This window comes from Microbacterium sp. PF5, assembly GCF_004794315.1.
In the GTDB taxonomy this organism is placed as follows: Bacteria; Actinomycetota; Actinomycetes; order Actinomycetales; family Microbacteriaceae; genus Microbacterium; species Microbacterium sufflavum.
In genome coordinates this window covers 18,334-34,210 of record NZ_SSDQ01000113.1, presented here as the reverse complement: position 1 = coordinate 34,210, position 15,877 = coordinate 18,334, and the positions used below count along the sequence as shown (strand labels likewise).

The 15,877-nt window shown below is 62.6% G+C and carries 16 protein-coding genes; 7 read left to right on the top strand and 9 right to left on the bottom strand.

Annotated elements, in window-relative coordinates:
- Window positions 1-40: 40 nt before the first annotated feature.
- Together DW297_RS09780 and DW297_RS09775 are read left to right on the top strand one after the other, a co-directional pair.
- Window positions 41-1,486, top strand: coding sequence for a hypothetical protein (locus DW297_RS09780; protein ID WP_136031800.1), 1,446 nt, complete (start codon window positions 41-43; stop codon window positions 1,484-1,486).
- Window positions 1,486-3,579 carry a hypothetical protein gene (locus DW297_RS09775; protein WP_136031789.1) on the top strand — a complete coding sequence of 698 codons (2,094 nt, stop codon included), beginning with the start codon at window positions 1,486-1,488 and terminating at the stop codon, window positions 3,577-3,579. The genes DW297_RS09780 and DW297_RS09775 overlap by 1 nt, the downstream gene beginning before the upstream one ends.
- Before the next feature lie 841 nt (window positions 3,580-4,420).
- Here the strand turns inward: DW297_RS09775 and DW297_RS09770 are convergent.
- Window positions 4,421-4,786 (bottom strand): hypothetical protein, encoded by a 366-nt coding sequence (locus DW297_RS09770; RefSeq protein WP_029259156.1) that lies wholly within the window; start codon window positions 4,784-4,786, stop codon window positions 4,421-4,423.
- Between the two features lie 600 nt (window positions 4,787-5,386).
- Here DW297_RS09770 and DW297_RS19330 point away from each other — a divergent pair.
- Window positions 5,387-5,671, top strand: coding sequence for a helix-turn-helix transcriptional regulator (locus tag DW297_RS19330; RefSeq protein ID WP_081860109.1), 285 nt, complete (start codon window positions 5,387-5,389; stop codon window positions 5,669-5,671).
- Window positions 5,672-5,755: 84 nt separating this feature from the next.
- Here the strand turns inward: DW297_RS19330 and DW297_RS19460 are convergent, their stop codons facing one another.
- From DW297_RS19460 to DW297_RS09750, 3 genes are all read right to left on the bottom strand, one after another.
- Window positions 5,756-6,226: a Mov34/MPN/PAD-1 family protein gene (locus tag DW297_RS19460; protein ID WP_081860108.1), complete on the bottom strand. Its 471-nt coding sequence runs from the start codon at window positions 6,224-6,226 to the stop codon at window positions 5,756-5,758.
- Window positions 6,211-7,500, bottom strand: coding sequence for a HesA/MoeB/ThiF family protein (locus DW297_RS09755; protein WP_136031787.1), 1,290 nt, complete (start codon window positions 7,498-7,500; stop codon window positions 6,211-6,213). Before DW297_RS09755 ends, DW297_RS19460 begins: the two co-directional genes overlap by 16 nt.
- 502 nt (window positions 7,501-8,002) lie before the next feature.
- Window positions 8,003-8,956 carry an SMODS domain-containing nucleotidyltransferase gene (locus tag DW297_RS09750; RefSeq protein ID WP_136031785.1) on the bottom strand — a complete coding sequence of 318 codons (954 nt, stop codon included), beginning with the start codon at window positions 8,954-8,956 and terminating at the stop codon, window positions 8,003-8,005.
- Between the two features lie 171 nt (window positions 8,957-9,127).
- Between DW297_RS09750 and DW297_RS09745 the strand changes: the two genes are divergently transcribed.
- Together DW297_RS09745 and DW297_RS09740 are read left to right on the top strand one after the other, a co-directional pair.
- Entirely contained in the window at window positions 9,128-10,426 is a 1,299-nt protein-coding gene (locus tag DW297_RS09745) for an SAVED domain-containing protein (protein WP_136031783.1), read from the top strand.
- Window positions 10,427-10,812: 386 nt separating this feature from the next.
- Window positions 10,813-11,124 carry a thioredoxin family protein gene (locus DW297_RS09740; RefSeq protein ID WP_081860107.1) on the top strand — a complete coding sequence of 104 codons (312 nt, stop codon included), beginning with the start codon at window positions 10,813-10,815 and terminating at the stop codon, window positions 11,122-11,124.
- Between the two features lie 175 nt (window positions 11,125-11,299).
- On the opposite strand, the gene DW297_RS09735 is transcribed toward DW297_RS09740, so the two are convergent.
- From DW297_RS09735 to cmtR, 5 genes are read right to left on the bottom strand one after another with little or no spacing between them, the layout of a single operon-like run.
- The gene (locus DW297_RS09735) at window positions 11,300-11,509 is read right to left on the bottom strand and encodes a hypothetical protein (RefSeq protein WP_029259149.1); all 210 of its coding nucleotides are present in this window, start codon (window positions 11,507-11,509) and stop codon (window positions 11,300-11,302) included.
- A gap of 54 nt (window positions 11,510-11,563) precedes the next feature.
- On the bottom strand, window positions 11,564-12,097 hold the full coding sequence (locus tag DW297_RS09730; RefSeq protein WP_231494440.1) for a signal peptidase II: 534 nt from the start codon (window positions 12,095-12,097) through the stop codon (window positions 11,564-11,566).
- Entirely contained in the window at window positions 12,094-12,702 is a 609-nt protein-coding gene (locus DW297_RS09725; protein ID WP_029259147.1) for a cadmium resistance transporter, read from the bottom strand. The genes DW297_RS09730 and DW297_RS09725 overlap by 4 nt, the downstream gene beginning before the upstream one ends.
- A complete protein-coding gene (locus DW297_RS09720; protein ID WP_036271584.1) occupies window positions 12,702-14,618 on the bottom strand; it encodes a heavy metal translocating P-type ATPase in 1,917 nt (638 codons plus the stop codon). Before DW297_RS09720 ends, DW297_RS09725 begins: the two co-directional genes overlap by 1 nt.
- Window positions 14,615-14,974 (bottom strand): Cd(II)/Pb(II)-sensing metalloregulatory transcriptional regulator CmtR, encoded by a 360-nt coding sequence (gene cmtR / locus DW297_RS09715; protein ID WP_029259145.1) that lies wholly within the window; start codon window positions 14,972-14,974, stop codon window positions 14,615-14,617. Before cmtR ends, DW297_RS09720 begins: the two co-directional genes overlap by 4 nt.
- 234 nt (window positions 14,975-15,208) lie before the next feature.
- Here cmtR and DW297_RS09710 point away from each other — a divergent pair, with 234 nt between their 5' ends.
- Window positions 15,209-15,490, top strand: a complete 282-nt coding sequence (locus DW297_RS09710) for a metal-sensitive transcriptional regulator (protein WP_029259144.1) — start codon at window positions 15,209-15,211, stop codon at window positions 15,488-15,490.
- A 31-nt stretch (window positions 15,491-15,521) separates the two neighbouring features.
- Entirely contained in the window at window positions 15,522-15,845 is a 324-nt protein-coding gene (locus DW297_RS09705; protein ID WP_029259143.1) for a heavy-metal-associated domain-containing protein, read from the top strand.
- The last annotated feature ends 32 nt before the right edge of the window (window positions 15,846-15,877 follow it).

Genomic DNA, 15,877 nt, shown 5'->3' with positions numbered 1-15,877 from the left:
GTTCCGTGAAAGCCTTGAGGCGACATCAAATCGTCAGACCGTGACGAAGCACCTTCATGCCGTCGGAACGCTGCTCGATCTGCCCCCTTTCGCCGTGGATATAGGAGAAGACCTTCGCGAGAAATTCCGGCCGCGAACGCGCAACACGCGCTCGTTCGCTCCGGGATACTCGGACCGCGAACTACGGTCGATTATCGCCGCCGCTCGTCAGGACGTCGCATCTTTGCGCGATCGGTTGGATCGACGTGTCTCCGACGACGACGCTCCAGCCATTGCGCAAGCCTTGGCGACAGGCAGCATATCGGCCGACGGGGTTCCCTTCCTCGATCGGATGGCTCACCGTCGACGGTTGGGCGAACAGGTCTTCGTCACCAGGCGAGACTTGATCCCTCTGCTGACGTTGTTCGTGAGTACGACAGGATGGAACGTCGAGACGATCAAAGAACTGACCACCAGTCACCGCGTCATCGAAGACGTCGCAGTAGAGGTCAGCTTGCTCAAGCGCCGACGAGGCCCCGGCAGATGGCACAACTCGGCCACCTGGGAAATCGGAAAGCCAGGCCAGGAACTCCGCACACCTGGCGGGCTGTACCTCCTTATGCTCCGCCTTATGGAGCCAGCTAGATCGCTCGTGGCTGACAGCCCCTACTGGGCCGTATGGCTTGGGGCCGGTCGCTCTGGACCTGATCGTGTCGGCAACCCTTTCGGGGCCGCCCTGAACACGGAGGTGAGCAATCGGGACTGGGTCAGGAAACACGGCCTACACGCAGACAAGAGTTCGGACCAAATCCGCAACGACGAGCCGCGTGGCACCGGAGACTCTCCTCATTTTCCAGGGCATGACCTGCCCCTGAGCTTTCCGAGGCTCAAGAAGAGCGTCGACGTTCGTCGCACGCGTGCAGTAGGTGGGCATCTGCCGTCTGCTACGCGCTCGAACACAGTTCCTGTGCTGTTTCGCAACTATCTATCAGGCGACCCGTCGACCATTGACTGGGCCCGCGGTGTCATGGCCGATGCCGTCGCAGACGCAGAACGGTCAGCCTGGTCTGCCCACCTGAAGGCTCTTCAGGCGAGCGGACGTCAACGCCTCGACGTGCGCCCAACTTCGATGCCTGTCGCCGCGGTTTCGTCGAGCGCCGGCTCTTCCGTACTAGACGAGGGGCCGTGGTCGGCGTGTCGAGATCATGCCCACCATCCCTTGACCGGACGCCGCTGCTCTCAATCCTTCCTTGACTGCTTCAGCTGCGCGAACAGCGTGATTACGGGCGACCACCTCCCGAACTTGCTCTCACTCCTTGAAGGACTCGAATCTCGTCGCGCACACATGACGAGCGATGCTTGGTGGCGACGCTACGGTCCAAGCTGGACGGCGATCCGTCACGATGTCCTTCCCCGATTCACCGAGGGCGAGGTTCAAGAAGCGACAGACCACAAGCAAGGCGATCGCCTCCTAGATCTCGTTGATCCACGATGGGAGCATTCGTGATGTCCAACGCCCACGCACTACCTTCAGAGGTGGCCGACGACCCGTACGTTCTCCACGGGCGCCCACTGATTCAGGGTGCGGCACTCGCGCAGACTGCAAGGTTCAGTGACGACGTCTGGCCCGTAGGTGTCGCCGTATTGCAACGAAGCGGACGCTCTCAAAGCCTGCACTTCGGAACTATCCCTGCGGAGCACCGACTTGAGATCAAGCTGGTCTGCTATGCAGCCCTCTCTGGTGAGATCCCGACCCACGAGGATCGGCCGGGCATCCAGACGATTCTGTCAATGCAGAATCGCATCCGTCACCTCAGCGACTGGCTCAGCACGTTCCGCCCCGGGATGATGATTTCCGACCTGCGGCCCCACGACCTCGACGACTATCAGACTTACCTCATCGCAAACGTTCGGTCACCGTGGCAGCGGCACGCGTTGCGCACTGCCGTGGCCTATCTCTGGCGTTACCGATCCACGCTCGGAGCCAGGGCGCTGGGATTCGATCCGCGCCTCACCGCGTTCTGGTCGATCGAGCCCTATCCCGGAAAGCGCGCCGAGAACGCCACTTCGCGGATCCCCGAAGCCGTCCACGCGCCGTTGTTGGTTTGGGCAACTCGCTTCGTCGACGACTTCTCGCAGGACATCATCGACGCCACCGCTCTCTGGCACGCCCGGAAAGCGAGGTCGAGAGTGGGCGAGGACCCGCATCGACGTCAGAAAGTTGCTTGGGGACAGGCTCCGAGCCTCGTTCGCGCCTACCTTGCAGCAGCAGAAGCCGCTCGACGTCCACTTCCCGGAAGCGCAGGCCGACCCAACATGTCCGCGATCGCGCGCGCCGCCGGTTGCAACCCCCTCGCGTTGAGCCCCTTCGCAACCAAAATCGCTGAACTCGCCGCAACCCTAGGTGTTTCCGAATATGCGGACTTGGACCAACGGATCAATGGTCGACTAGACGGCCGGCCATGGATCCTGGGGTTTCGAACCAACCCGCACGAGGTCGACTCGCTATCAAGGATGTCCAGCCTGCTGCAGACGGCTTGCTACATCGTGATTGCTTTCCTGTCCGGGATGCGTGACAGCGAGATCAAGCACTTGCAAACCGATGCCGCTGAGTGCGTCACCGACTCGCAGGGCACTCCGATGCGCTGGTTCGCCCACAGCCTCGCATTCAAGGGCGAGGAAGAGGTCGCGGGAGTGCCCGCGATGTGGACTATCGGAGAACCCGCCGCTCGTGCGATTAGGGTTCTCGGGCGTTTAACTGAAGCATCTGGGTCGCCGGGCCCATGGCTGTTCATCCCACTTGGGACAGGGCCGGGTCGAGGATCCGGCGCACGCAACTCCAACGAAGTTCTAACAGTCGCCGGGACGAACCTCGCCCTGAATCGCTTTCGAGACTGGGTGAACGGTTACTGCCGAGTGCACAACCGCGAGGACGGCATTCCCAACCACAACGACGAACCGTGGCGTCTCACGACACGTCAGTTTCGGCGGACCCTCGCCTGGTACATCGCGCGCCGTCCTGGAGGCGCAATCGCCGGCGCAATCGCCTACCGGCACCACAGCATCCAAATGTTCGAGGGGTACGCGGGCACGAGCGACTCTGGCTTTCGGGCGGAAGTCGAAGCCGAACAGGCACTCGCACGCGGCGAGCACCTCTTGGCGATGATCGAGCGAACTGATCATCTCCAACTCGCCGGACCGGCAGCCGACGAAGCTCACGCAAGGCTGTCAGAGTTCAGCTCGAACGGTGTATACGCAGGCACTGTGCAAACGGATCCCCGCCGTTTTCTCCGACTTCTAAAGTCGAGAGGACCACAGGTCTACCCGGGCCATTACGTGACATGCATCTTCGATGCATCGAAAGCACAATGTCAGATGACACCGGACGGCCCGGACCTGGAGACGTGCCAGCCACTCACCTGTCAAAACGTGGCGTTGACCGAAGACAACCTCTCCGCCTGGCGATTGGAGATCCTCCAAATCGACGCCGACCTCATGCAGCGTCCTGCTTTGCCTCCACTACTCATCGACCGCCTACGGCAACGACGAGCACGTATCCTCAGCCGCCTGAACGGAGATCCCGATGACTCGACGAGTTAACCTTCCAACGATTGAACAGGTCCAAACGGCCATTCAGGAACTCTCAGGACACGAGTCCGATTCGCCCCTCACGGTTCGCCGACTCGCGCAACATGTCGGCCTGGCCAACAGCACCTTTTGGCGCCACTTCCCTGAGATAGCTCAGTCCGTCGCAGACAAGCGCCGTCAGCGCACGCGAACAGGAACTGCGCCCCGCCCCGCCGATCAAGAAAGACGCAATGAAACTGAGGCCCGCCTTCGTGAACGCGTCTCAGAGCTGGCCTCCCTGGTCGACGCGTCAGCCGCGCAAGTGCAGCGGCTCACGCTTGAGAATCGCGTACTTCGCGAGCGTCTCCAAACCGAGAGCTCAATCGTTCACATAAGGGAGAGATGAGATAACGGCGAACGTCCGCCCACGCGAGCGCAATGTTGGTCGCCTCCGCGTCGCAGTCATGGCAAATCGCCTTGAGAGGACCATCGTCGCGGCAACGTCGTCCCACACTCGCTGGAATCCTGAGACTTATAGGGATGTATAGCGTTTCCGTATACATCCCTATAAACCCCTAGATCTGGCTATGTCTGACCAGAATCTGTGTCGACCTGATCTCATGCGGCAGCCGTCCAACCTCGAGACCGTCCGAGGCGAGCACGCATCGCGGAACTCGGACTCACTTCCCGGGCCAAAGTTCGCCGATCGACCATCCGAGTATTGCCACTGCCCCCGCTGACTTCGAACCTCGGCGATCGCCCGGCGCTCGGCTGCGATCAATCGTGGCGGCTGAGGTCGATGAACAGCCTGAGTCGCGGTGACGAAGTCGGAGATGTTCTTGACTCATGCTGCAGCAACCGTTGCGGGACACATTCAACGGGCCTTTTCGGCCGCGTGCTCAGCGCACAACGTCCACGTCCATAGGTGAATCGCGTACTGGCGAGCGGGTGCCCCGCACTCCTCACAAGTCACGATGCTCTCCCACTCCGCGGCTCGAATCGTCTCGTTGAACTCCTCGTCGTACTCTTCTGGGTCCTCAGAGGCGGCCGCGAAAAAGCTGAGGGAGCCGAATTTCGACTTCACCTGGAAGACGGAGTACGCGGGGGCAATAGCCGCGAGGCGGGAGTCGAGCGCGGCAATCAGCGGATACCACCCAGGGTTCACATCGATGATCGCGGGCCAGTCCGCTGCGAAGCGGTCGACGACGCTCTCAAGGCTCGGCGGGAAGTTCGCGGTCATTGTTGCTCCAGACGTGCGAGTTGTCGGCGTCGCGAGTGGACCCGAAACTCGCGTCCGACACGTAGGCTCCGCATCACCCCTTTGTCAAAGCTAATCATCCCTCGCCGTCGCCATTCGATCGCAGCGAGCCCACGGAATCCTGCGACAACGCGTCGCCTCTGCATGAACTCCAGCCCAGCGGGCAGAGGGCCCGGTAGCCCGTCCGTATCGGGCAGCAGATGCACGAACAACTCAGCAAACGTAGGTCCGGCAGCAGTGCGTCGGCGGGTTTGCGCCACGAAGATCGCAGCAGCGAGTGCCCACTCCTCGGCGCTCTCAGCCCCAGTGAATTCCTCAAAGATGTACACCCACTCGACGGGCGGAGGGGCCTCAATGTCTTTCCACCAGACCGGGTACGACGTATGCATGCTCAGGCCACCACCTCTGCGGTCGTATGCACGGGCCTCTCCCGCGGCACGACCGCCTGTCATCGGGATGGGCAGCACACGTGCAAGGAACAGCGGAGCAATCCGACGGAGACATGATTGTTTCGTATGGCCTCCGAAATTATGCCATACAGAATAGGCCGTACGGGAGTGCGCCACTCAGCAGTCTGAGTAAGTGTCAAGGCGAAATGAGCAGGTCGAAGCTGCCTGGCGAATCTACGCCCAGCGTCTGGCCACATCGCTTCGCTCCGCTCGGGACCGCGCGAACCTCAGTCAAGAAGACGTGGCCTATCGCGCTGGCCTGACCCGGTACACGTATCAGAAGTATGAGAAGGGCGAGTCTCGCCCCGGCGCTCCGATCAACCCCACGCTTCGGACCCTGCTCGCATTATCTCAAGTACTCGAGGTACCTCTTGATCGTCTCCTCCCCGACTCAGTCCCCGATCTTCGGAGCCGATGAGACCGATCCGCGGTCATAACCAGCGGCACCGAACTCGAAGCTTGATGTCCCGCCCCGAAGCACAGTTTTGCGGCTGCGTCGCCGTCAGAGAACGATCGGCCGTGCCCCGCCTGCCACCAAGAAAATGTGAGCTCCTCGGTGCTCCACTGACCACGTGGCAAGCGTCGGAACTGTGCCGCTGAGTGAAACGATGAGTGCTACGAAACGGCCGAATTGCAGGTCAGGATCGGTGACGTGCCTCACGTAGGTTTCGAGGTCGACCTCGCTGGGTACTGGTGGAACGTCTACGTGGGTGTGCCATTCACCAATCCAATGTGACCCATCAGATCGATATAGCTGCTCCGCAATCTCCTGCGTGTGCGCGAGATCGCGACGGAAAAGCCGAGCGCCGTGGAGAGCCTTTGGACCTGGACCGGCGGCGTGCAGGACGCGACTGCCGTCAGATGGACCGAATAGCGCTCCGCCCGTTTCATACCGAGGATCGCCTGCTCGGATCGTCCGTCCGATGAACTCGATCGCTGCTGCCTCGATCTCGATTGTCACGTCGGACTGCATGCTGGGCAATCATCGTAGGGTCGCCCAGCGGGATACCAGGTCTGATCGAGCATTCGCGTCGCGTTGAACGGGCTGGGATACTCGGGGGCCGGTCGTAGTGCGATCACAAGGTTGTCGTCGACGAGCGTCTGATCGAGTTCACCTTGCCGCCGCAGTAGGGTGGCGACCGCGATCTTCGCCGCAAGTTGACCGATGAGGTGGAGATCACCGCCGACGGCGGTCATGGGGTTGTGGCGAGTGCCGGTGCCGTACCCACGGTCGAGCGTGGTCTCAAGATCTATGCGTCCCGCCTCTTGGAGGCGTCGTCTCTGGCATTCAAGGCACCCAACCTCTGGTAGGGGACGGATCCGGAGGATCTCGCCGTATCGCCCGTCGCCCAGTACGCAAGCGAGAACGATCGGCTTCCCAGCTCTGCGGGCAAGGTAGTTCGCAACGCGTCTCGGCTCCACGCCGTCAACGGTGCAGATGACTATGTCCGCGGCATCGAGCAATGGTCGGACGACGTCGGCGTTGACGACGAGGTCGATTGGCCACGCAACGAATCCGCATTCCGGCCAGTTGGCTCCAATCGTCTGCGCGAGTGCATCCACCTTGTTCATGCCCACGCGAGCGGTCGTGAGGACGTGTCGCGGCACGTTGTGGAACAGGAACCGATCTGGATCGACAGCGTCGATCTGACCAACGCCGTAGCTGGCAAGTGCCTCCGCAACGGCGCCACCGATACTTCCTGCGCCCAGTAGCAAGACCCGCGTCTGCGAGAGCTGCCGGATCGGCCAGTACCCGTCAAGCGCACTGAGGAGTTCTTGCCCGTTGTGGATGTCTAGCGCAATCGGACGCACGACGGATTCGGAAACCATCCAGGCTGACCAAGCCGGTAGCGGTTGCCCGTCCACGATCTCCGGGGGTTCGGGGCAATAAGTTACGGCGATCGACCACTTTCCGGGGGAAGGCTCGAGGGCCCTGGGCACAATGCGCTTGAACTCTTCGAACGTCAGGCTGCCGGATTGCCTCGTCAGGAAATACTCCACGACCACGATTTCTTGCGTGACCGAGTACCAGTGGCCGGCTGGGTGGAAGTCGGCACTCATCAGGAAATGCCCGGGGTCGGTGATGACCGGGACGCGATCTGATCCTTCGTTTGAGAGCGCGACGACCAGCGCCGCTCGATCGGGACCAGAAAGCCGACACGTCAGATTGCCCCACCCATGCCCGTTCTCGATGACTTCTTGCGCTTCCGAGGGCAGGAGAACCAGCCAGTCTTCTCCGATCGTCAACGAGACTCCTCGACGGCCTTCTCGATGATCGAGTCTAGGCAATCGTCATGCGCGATCCCGCTGGTCGTCATCTCTGCGATCGTTCGCTTCTCCAAGAGTGCGAATTCGATTGCCCACCCGGAAGCCTTCCGCAGCAGTTCGCTGGTCTGAGACCAGGGGTACCACTGATCAGCGTCGCGAATCAGGCATAGTCGCCCGCTCGGGAGCACATGAAATTGCGTGAAGCCTCGGAGGTTCTGAGCTGGCTGCGGAATGAGCGGAACAACCTGGGGCGGCGCCGCCGGGAACGCGTGAGTGTACTCGACCCGCACAACGAATGGATCGACCAGATCACTTATCTCGGCGGGCGCAGGCCTCGCGAAGGGCCAGAGAGGCAACGGGCCTTCGAAGTATCCGGGTCCTTCCGGTGTCCATTGGAGCAGAGGTGCGACGCCTCGCACATCCATCTTCTCCTGCTCGAGTCGGAGCGGGTCATCTTCCCACCAGGTGCGTGTAGCGAGCATCATCCCTGGGGAGAGTCCTTGATCGGACGCGGGCCTGGGTCGGGTTCACCGGTCGGGGGCAGCACGAGCGGGAAAGCCTCGCCGAAAATACTCTGCCAAAGTCGCGTGGCGGTGGGTTGATCGTTGTTCGCGACCGCTTTCACCGCTGCAGACGCTGACGCAGCCGAGTCTTCGAGGGCGCGGCGCAGGCCAGCAGTATCGAGATCCGGTTGAATCAAGCCAGATAGCTCCGCCGGGTCTTCGATCACGAGATCATGATTCGAGGCCTCGATGAAGAAATTCTTGAGGGCTTCTGGGCGGTTCGCTTGAGAAAGACATTCGAGAGCGAGAACCTCCATCACGAGCGATTTCACCCGACCGGTGTCCTGTTTGTGCTGCCTTGCCCAGTACTTCAGTACCCGCACCAGTGGCCGGAACTGAGGCCACTCACGTTGGCGCGCCGCGACTTCGTTGATGAGGTACTCGGGGTCAGCCAGAGACCATCGCTCTTCGCTCTTGAAAGGGATAAGTATCCCATCCGAACGACGTAGGGCCGGCATTACATCGACGGTGAACGCATCGTCTGATCCGGGCGGGTCGATGAAGCATTTTGCTGCTCGATTGCGGTTTGCGGTGCTGACCTGCCGTACGAGCTGCGCGTGTGATCCGCTCTCGCTAGACAGCAGCTCGTGGACGAGATCGCGGCATCGTTCGATTGCATCTTCGGCCGACTTCCCAGGCTGGCCCCACTCTGGATGCTGATCGGGGTCGAACTCGACGACCAGGTCGACATCGTGCACTGGTTGCAGCTGCGTGCTCCGGGCCAGAGATCCAGACCCCCAGACCAGCTTCACATCAGGCGCTGTGCTGAGAGCGGTCTTGAAAACGTCTCGACGCTCTCTTGCGAGCTGCACAATCTCCACGTCCGCGTCGATCTCAGCCTGCAACGAGTCGAACGAATCCAGCACTGCCATGAAGCCTCCCAGTGACCTTGGGCAGATGCGACGACTCCGTCCGGTCTGCGTAGTCATCAGGATAGTCCGGGCCTCCGACACGCGGCCGTCCGGGCGGATTGCGGCGCGGGCGTCGGACTTCCGTTGCATACTCGTCACATACCCGGAGCAGAGGCGATCAGGAGTATCAAAATGAGCACGAGTGTCGACGTACTCGGTCCGTTGTTTCTTTCCTATCGACACAACGACGGGGCTGAGATCGTGGCGAATCTCGCCTGGCTGCTACGCGCCGCTGGCATTCCAGTCTGGCGGGACAAGGATGACCTCCCCCCTGGGGACACTGCGGAGAGGCTGGCCGAAGCAATCGGCGATGGCCTGTCGGGCGCGGTGTTTGTCATCACCGAGGACATCGCGAACAGTCCGATCGTTCGAGGCATCGAAGCGCCGAAGCTGATCGACCTCCATCGGTCTGACGCCCGATTCCAACTCCTGATCGCCAACGACGTCGCAAAGGAATCATCTGCGTCGCTTGACTACAGCGCTCCCGATCGGCTCTTGGGCCGGGTGAAGGATGACCTGAAGGGTGTAGATCAAAGTGGTACAAGCCCGGAGGGACTGCTTTCACTCGTCGGAAAGGCAGTTGCACATCGCATGGCGCAACATCGCCCTTTGGTGGAAAACAATGGGCGATTCGACCTCTCGATTCAGACTCGAAACATCGGCCAGGTCTACGACCGTACTGGCGCCCAGCTCGACATACGTGTACGCCGGTCGAGTCACGAAACGCTTCCGGACTCGGCCGGACTGGAGGACCTCCGTCGCAGCCTCACACTGTTGCCAGATGCGATCACCAGGACAGGCGCTCGGGCAGTACGCATAACGGGTGGCGCACACCTGTCGATCGCTTTCGCGCTAGGAATCGCCCTGCCTTCGGCAAGGATTGGCCATCTCGAGGTCGTCGATCAACGCGATGCAATCTGGGCCAGCGGAGAAGAAGCGGCTGTCCCGTCAGCGCCAACGCTCCAGTTCACTGCCACGAAATCAGAGGAGCCAGCCCCACAGGGCACACGTCCAACTGTCGCGGTGTATGTCGATCTTCTCCCCACGCAAAGTGACGCGGCGTTCGACCGCTACCTCGCCGAGCACGGAGAAGAACTTGATGCCTACGCGGTCATCCGACTCCACGAGCGTGGCCTCATCGACCCGGCTCGCGCAGGAGCAATAGCTTCCGAAGTCGCTGGTCTGATCCGCCAGCTTTCGGCGACATACGGCAACGCTCAAGTAGACCTGCTCCTCGCTCTGCCTTTTGGGCTCGCCGTACTCATCGGTCGACTCTGCAACACCCTGCGGCTCCGCGTGTTCGAATGGGACAACAGTGACGACGAGGCGAGCAGCGACGCTCGGCCGCGATACGTTCCGTGCGTCGCGGTGCGCGCAAATTCCTCATCTGGCCCCATCACTGCTGTGCTGCTCGAAGCATGCACGGCGTGATCTCGCCCTCGGCCTGACTCTCTTTCACTGCCGGGCAGTCATCCCACGGGCCGTGACCGGGTCTGGAACCGAGACTTTTGGCGAAGCGGCCCGATGGCACTACTGCCAGCTACACAGAGACACCGCGGCTCAGCTCAGCGTGCATGGAGCAGCTGGCTGTCTCACGAAACGTCGGTAACCGAATTTCAGTCTCACCCTGCCTAAAACGTCGGGCGGACCGTTTCGGCGCAACAGGTTCCGGCAGGGGGTTTCGGCAGGCGCGAGACCGGCGTGTCGTGCCGTCGGCAGTCGACCTCGGTGCACCCGCCAGAAACGATCGTTTTCGGTGATAGCCCTCCACCACAAATGGGTCACGACATCAGCAGAGAATCGAGGATGATTGAGTCGTGGAGATTGAGCTGCTGCATATCGCTGATTGCCCTAGCTGGGTTGAGGCCAGTCGTCGTGTTGCCGAGGCGCTTAGCGAAACAGGCCACGACGGATTGAGCCTGCGTTATCGACTCATCCGAACAGAGGAAGACGCCGCCGGGGTTCAATTTGCGGGCTCCCCGACGATCACGGTGGACGGAAACGATCTCTTCCCGGGGTCGGATCGTAGTAGTGAGTTGGCTTGCCGCATCTACAGCACACCTGCTGGGTTGGCCGGGATGCCAACGGTTGAACAGATCCGAGAGGCAATGAGGGCCTATGGAGACTGAGCTCGATGTCGCCTGCACGTGCTGCGGCCGGCATCTACCACGAAGGAAGCTGCACGCCCTCGGAGACGACGGTGCGTTCATCTGTCGACGATGCGGTTTGTGGGTCGCGCTTCGCTTACGACGTGACCGCCCGCCTACGTAGTCCCCACACTCAGAAGCCGCACGCACGGGCGAGCTACACCACGGCGATTGTCCGGACTTCGCGCTCCCATGCCTGTGTTGCGACCTGCACGGCATCCCAGGGGGAGCCGAGCGGGGGCGTGTAGGAGAGGTCGAGGTCGCTCATTGCGGCGATCGTCATGCTGTGGTGCAGCGCTGCCGCGTAGGTGTCGATGCGCTTGGAAATTTCCGCACCGCGGGTGCCGACGAGCTGCGCGCCGAGCAATAGCGCCGATGTAGAGGGCGAGTTGATGGGTTGTCCCCGCTTCTCAAAGCGGTTTCACTTTGTGGCCTCATCGCCGGCGCGGATCATGAGGAGCGCTCCGGTGACCGCTGCGGCGAAGATCACGATGTCGGCGATGTTCCCGATGAACCAATTTCCGTAGGCGAGAAAGTCCACGACGTGTCCGCGGGCGAATCCCGGATCGCGGAAAAGGCGGTCGCCTGCGTGTGAGGCGGCAGCTCCTCCGAGCGCGCCGATGACGATTGCCCATCCCAGGCGTTGTACTCGGAACGCGAACACGATTGCTGTGACGGTGGCGGCGACGGCTAGCAGCGCGAACACCCAGGTGAAGCCTTCCCCGAAGGAGAATGCCGCTCCGGGGTTGTAGGCGAGCTGCAAACCCAACAGGTCACCGATTAGGGGGACGCGCTCACGCTCAGTGAGGGCCGCTTCAGCCCACACCTTCGTTCCCTGATCAATCAACACGACAATCACGGCGATCAGGAGCGCTCCACCAGTGAGCTGCCACCGCCGCGCCGACGACCGCTCGCGCACAGCGGGCGGGTGAGCTTCTGTTTCGGAAGGGATCATGCGAGGACCTCGATCAGACGGACGATGACCCCGGATTCGATCAGGATGAACAGGCCCAGACCGATGAAAACTGCCGGTACAAGCCAGTGCTCGACGCGCTCCAACCCCTCGGTGACTGCCTTGTTAGTGCCGATGAGCCGGCCCGCCGCGCACCAGACGGCAACGAGGATGAGGAACACGACGATCATGATCGCGACGTCGCCGGGCGTGCTGGTGCGGAAGATCGGCGTGTAGAGGGAGATGTTGTCCGCCCCGTTGGCGATCGTGATACCAGCGACGCCCCACAGTCCGACCGCGGTGATCTTGGAGTCGTCGTCATCGTCATCGCCGTTGCGGCGCAGGCCGCGAATGAGCGTCCAGATGCCGATGCCGAGCGGGATCAGGCCAAGGAAGCCGACCCATTCGTCCGGGACGATGGTGAGGCCGAGCGCGGCGATCACGCTGATGACGACGAGGGTGATGAACCCGAGGTACTGGCCTGCGACGATCTGCCACGGCCGGGGTTTCCCTCGGCTGGAGGCGAGGAAAAGCACGGTGAGCACGACGATGTCGTCGATGTTGGTTGCCGCGAACAGGCCGATCGCTGATCCAATGGTGGCGAGCATCAGCGTCCCAGTCGTGGCGTGCGGGTGCGGGCGGCCCGCAGGCCGTTGAGGATCACGATGACCTCGGCGACCTCGTGGACCAGGACGACAGCCGCGAGCCCCAGGACGCCGAAGAGCGCGAGCGGGAGCAGGGCGGTGATGATCAGCAGCGACAGGATGATGTTCTGGTTGATGATCCGTCGACCGCGCCGGGCGTGATCGAACGCCCGCGGGATGAGGCGTAGATCATGGCCGGTGAAGGCCACGTCCGCGGATTCGATCGCTGCGTCGGAGCCGGTCGCGCCCATCGCGATGCCGACGTCTGCGCCCGCGAGGGCGGGGGCATCGTTGATGCCATCGCCGATCATCGCGACCGGTCCCGCCTTCGACAGTTCCCCGATCGCGGTCGCCTTGTCCTCCGGGCGCAGCTCCGCGCGCACATCGCTGATCCCGGCCTGCGCAGCCAGGGCACGAGCGGTCCGGGCGTTGTCGCCGGTGAGCATCGTCACCCCGACGCCCTGGCCGGTGAGTGTCCGGACTACCTGGGGGACTTCAGGGCGCAGCTCGTCGCGGACGCCGATCGCGGCGACCGGTGACCCGTCTCGGTGCACGATGACGACGGTCATGCCCTGCTCTTCCAGCGTTGCGACCCGCTCAACGAGGTCGCCGGCGTCCAGCCAGCGGGGACTGCCGACGGTGATTCTCGATCCGTCGACGGTGCCGTCAATACCGTGGCCGGCCTGCTCGGTCACATCTGCAGCTGCCGGTGTCCCCGGAGCTGCGGCGGTGATCGCTGAGGCAAGAGGATGTGTGCTGTGCTGCTCCAGCGCAGCCGCCCACGCCAACGCCTGGACCTCGGTTACACCGTTCGCGGTGAGTACGGCGGTGACCACGGGTTCGTTGCGGGTAAGGGTTCCGGTCTTGTCGACGGCGACGTGCCGGACCGTACCGAAGCGCTCGAAAACGGCGCCGGACTTGATGATCACACCGAACTTGCTCGCGGCGCCGATCGCAGCGACGACCGTCAGCGGGACCGAGATCGCCAGCGCACACGGAGACGCCGCGACCAGCACGACGAGCGCGCGGGTGATCCACACCTCCGGGTCACCCAGCAGCGAACCGATGATCGCGACGAGCGCCGCGAGGATCAGAACGCCGGGCACCAGTGGGCGGGCGATCCTGTCCGCCAGACGGGCACGCTCGCCCTTGTCGGTCTGCGCTTTCTCGACCAGCTCCACGATCGTCGTGAGCGAGTTATCGGTGCCCGCAGCCGTCGCCTCAACCTCCAGCGCGCCGGCACTGTTGATCGCACCGGCCGACACAACATCGCCAGGCTCGACCTCGACCGGGATCGACTCCCCGGTGATCGCCGATGTGTCCAGGCTGGAGCGCCCGGATCGGACGATCCCATCGGTCGCGATCCGCTCACCCGGGCGGACCACCATGACCTGGCCAACCGTCAACTCTCTCGCCGGTACCTGCGCGGAGACACCGCCCTGCAGCACCGTCGCTGTCTCCGGCACGAGCTTCAGCAGTGCCCTTAGCCCGCCGCGGGCGCGGTCCATCGCCTTGTCCTCGAGCGCCTCAGCGATCGAGTACAAGAACGCCAGAGCTGCAGCCTCCTCCACGTACCCGAGGATGACTGCGCCGATCGCGCTGATCGTCATCAGCAACCCGATGCCGAGCTTGCCCTTGAATAGTTTCCGGATCGCGCCCGGCGTGAACGTCGACGCGCCCAGCAGTAGTCCGACCCAGAACAGCACCAACGCCGGGATCTCTAAGCCGGACCACTCGAGGATCAGACCCCCCAGGAACGCGACACCCGAGAAGATCGGCACCATGATCCCGCGGTCTTTCCACCAGGGCCGCTCAGCCTCTTCGTGTTCCTCTCCCGCCGTGGCGGCAGGCTCATGCTCGCAACCACACGCCTCGCTCACGCGCCAGCCCCCGCTCCGCAGCAGCCCGCCACCGTGCACGCCGAGTCCACGCACGGGGCGTGCACGTCGACAGCCAGCGTCACGTCCACCAGTGCGACGAGGGCAGCAGCTAGGTGCGGGTCGGCGATTTCGTATCGGGTCTGACGGCCCTCCGGCTCGGCAACGACGATGCCGCAATCGCGCAGGCAGGTGAGGTGGTTCGACACGTTCGAGCGCGTCAGCTCCAGTTCGCGCGAGAGCACAGCGGGATAGCTCGGTCCGTCGAGCAACGTCATTAAGATCCGGGAACGGGTCGGATCAGCCATGGCCCGGCCGAGTCGGTTCATCACATCAAGACGGGAAGCAATGGTCAGCATGCACTGAACTATACAGTGACCGCTGACTGGTTATCAATTCGATCGAATGTTATGGCGTTCTGTTCGTCGCCGCGTCAACCAGTCGTGAGGTGCGCGATCCTGCTGTGGTGGACGACGCCGCATGCCGCCGGGCGCTCGATAGCGATCGTCCCGCGAAACTGCAGCCGGAGGCTGTCGTTCGGGAATAGGCCGGTGCCTGTTGAGTTACATACCCCCAGGGGGTATGTTGTGGGTATGAACGGTTACACCGACAACAAGGCGGATCTGCGCAAGCGATTGAGTCGGGTTGAGGGTCAGGTGCGAGGTATCTCGCGGATGGTCGATGAGGACAAGTACTGCATCGACATCCTGACGCAGGTCGCTGCGGCCACGAAGGCGCTCGAAACGGTGGCCTTGTCGCTCCTGGGTGACCATCTGAGCCATTGCGTCGCTCAGGCAAGCGCTGAGGGTGGCGAGGTTGCGGCGGAGAAGGTCCGCGAAGCTAACGACGCCATCGCTCGCCTGGTCCGTTCATAACCACACGTCTAACGATCTGGAGAAATTCACTATGACTGACCGCATCGAACTCGGACTGAAGGACGCAAACGCTGGTTGCGCATGCTGCGCAGCCCCATCGAACATCGAGGCATCCGCTCCTGTGGCGGCCCCGGTCTCGGAAGAGGTACTGGTCACGGGAATGACGTGCTCGCACTGTGTGTCGAGCGTCAGTGAGGAACTGAGCGCGCTTGACGGTGTCGCGTTCGTCGCTGTCGACCTGAACGCCGGCGGCTCGTCCCGCGTGACGATCCACAGCGCAGCCCCTGTCGATCCCGCTGCCGTGAGGGCTGCGGTCGAAGAGGCCGGTTACAGCCTCGCGACCAGCCAGGCCTGATTCACTTATCCGTCCGCACCCGGCTCGACCCC

What these genes read in the sequence shown, in the direction of transcription:
- DW297_RS09775 (WP_136031789.1), top strand. Translation starts at nt 1,486, where the DNA reads ATGTCCAACGCCCACGCACTACCTTCAGAGGTGGCCGACGACCCGTAC.
- DW297_RS09770 (WP_029259156.1), bottom strand. Translation starts at nt 4,786, where the DNA reads ATGACCGCGAACTTCCCGCCGAGCCTTGAGAGCGTCGTCGACCGCTTC.
- DW297_RS19460 (WP_081860108.1), bottom strand. Translation starts at nt 6,226, where the DNA reads ATGCAGTCCGACGTGACAATCGAGATCGAGGCAGCAGCGATCGAGTTC.
- DW297_RS09750 (WP_136031785.1), bottom strand. Translation starts at nt 8,956, where the DNA reads ATGGCAGTGCTGGATTCGTTCGACTCGTTGCAGGCTGAGATCGACGCG.
- DW297_RS09745 (WP_136031783.1), top strand. Translation starts at nt 9,128, where the DNA reads ATGAGCACGAGTGTCGACGTACTCGGTCCGTTGTTTCTTTCCTATCGA.
- DW297_RS09730 (WP_231494440.1), bottom strand. Translation starts at nt 12,097, where the DNA reads ATGATCCCTTCCGAAACAGAAGCTCACCCGCCCGCTGTGCGCGAGCGG.
- DW297_RS09725 (WP_029259147.1), bottom strand. Translation starts at nt 12,702, where the DNA reads ATGCTCGCCACCATTGGATCAGCGATCGGCCTGTTCGCGGCAACCAAC.
- cmtR (WP_029259145.1), bottom strand. Translation starts at nt 14,974, where the DNA reads ATGCTGACCATTGCTTCCCGTCTTGATGTGATGAACCGACTCGGCCGG.
- DW297_RS09710 (WP_029259144.1), top strand. Translation starts at nt 15,209, where the DNA reads ATGAACGGTTACACCGACAACAAGGCGGATCTGCGCAAGCGATTGAGT.
- DW297_RS09705 (WP_029259143.1), top strand. Translation starts at nt 15,522, where the DNA reads ATGACTGACCGCATCGAACTCGGACTGAAGGACGCAAACGCTGGTTGC.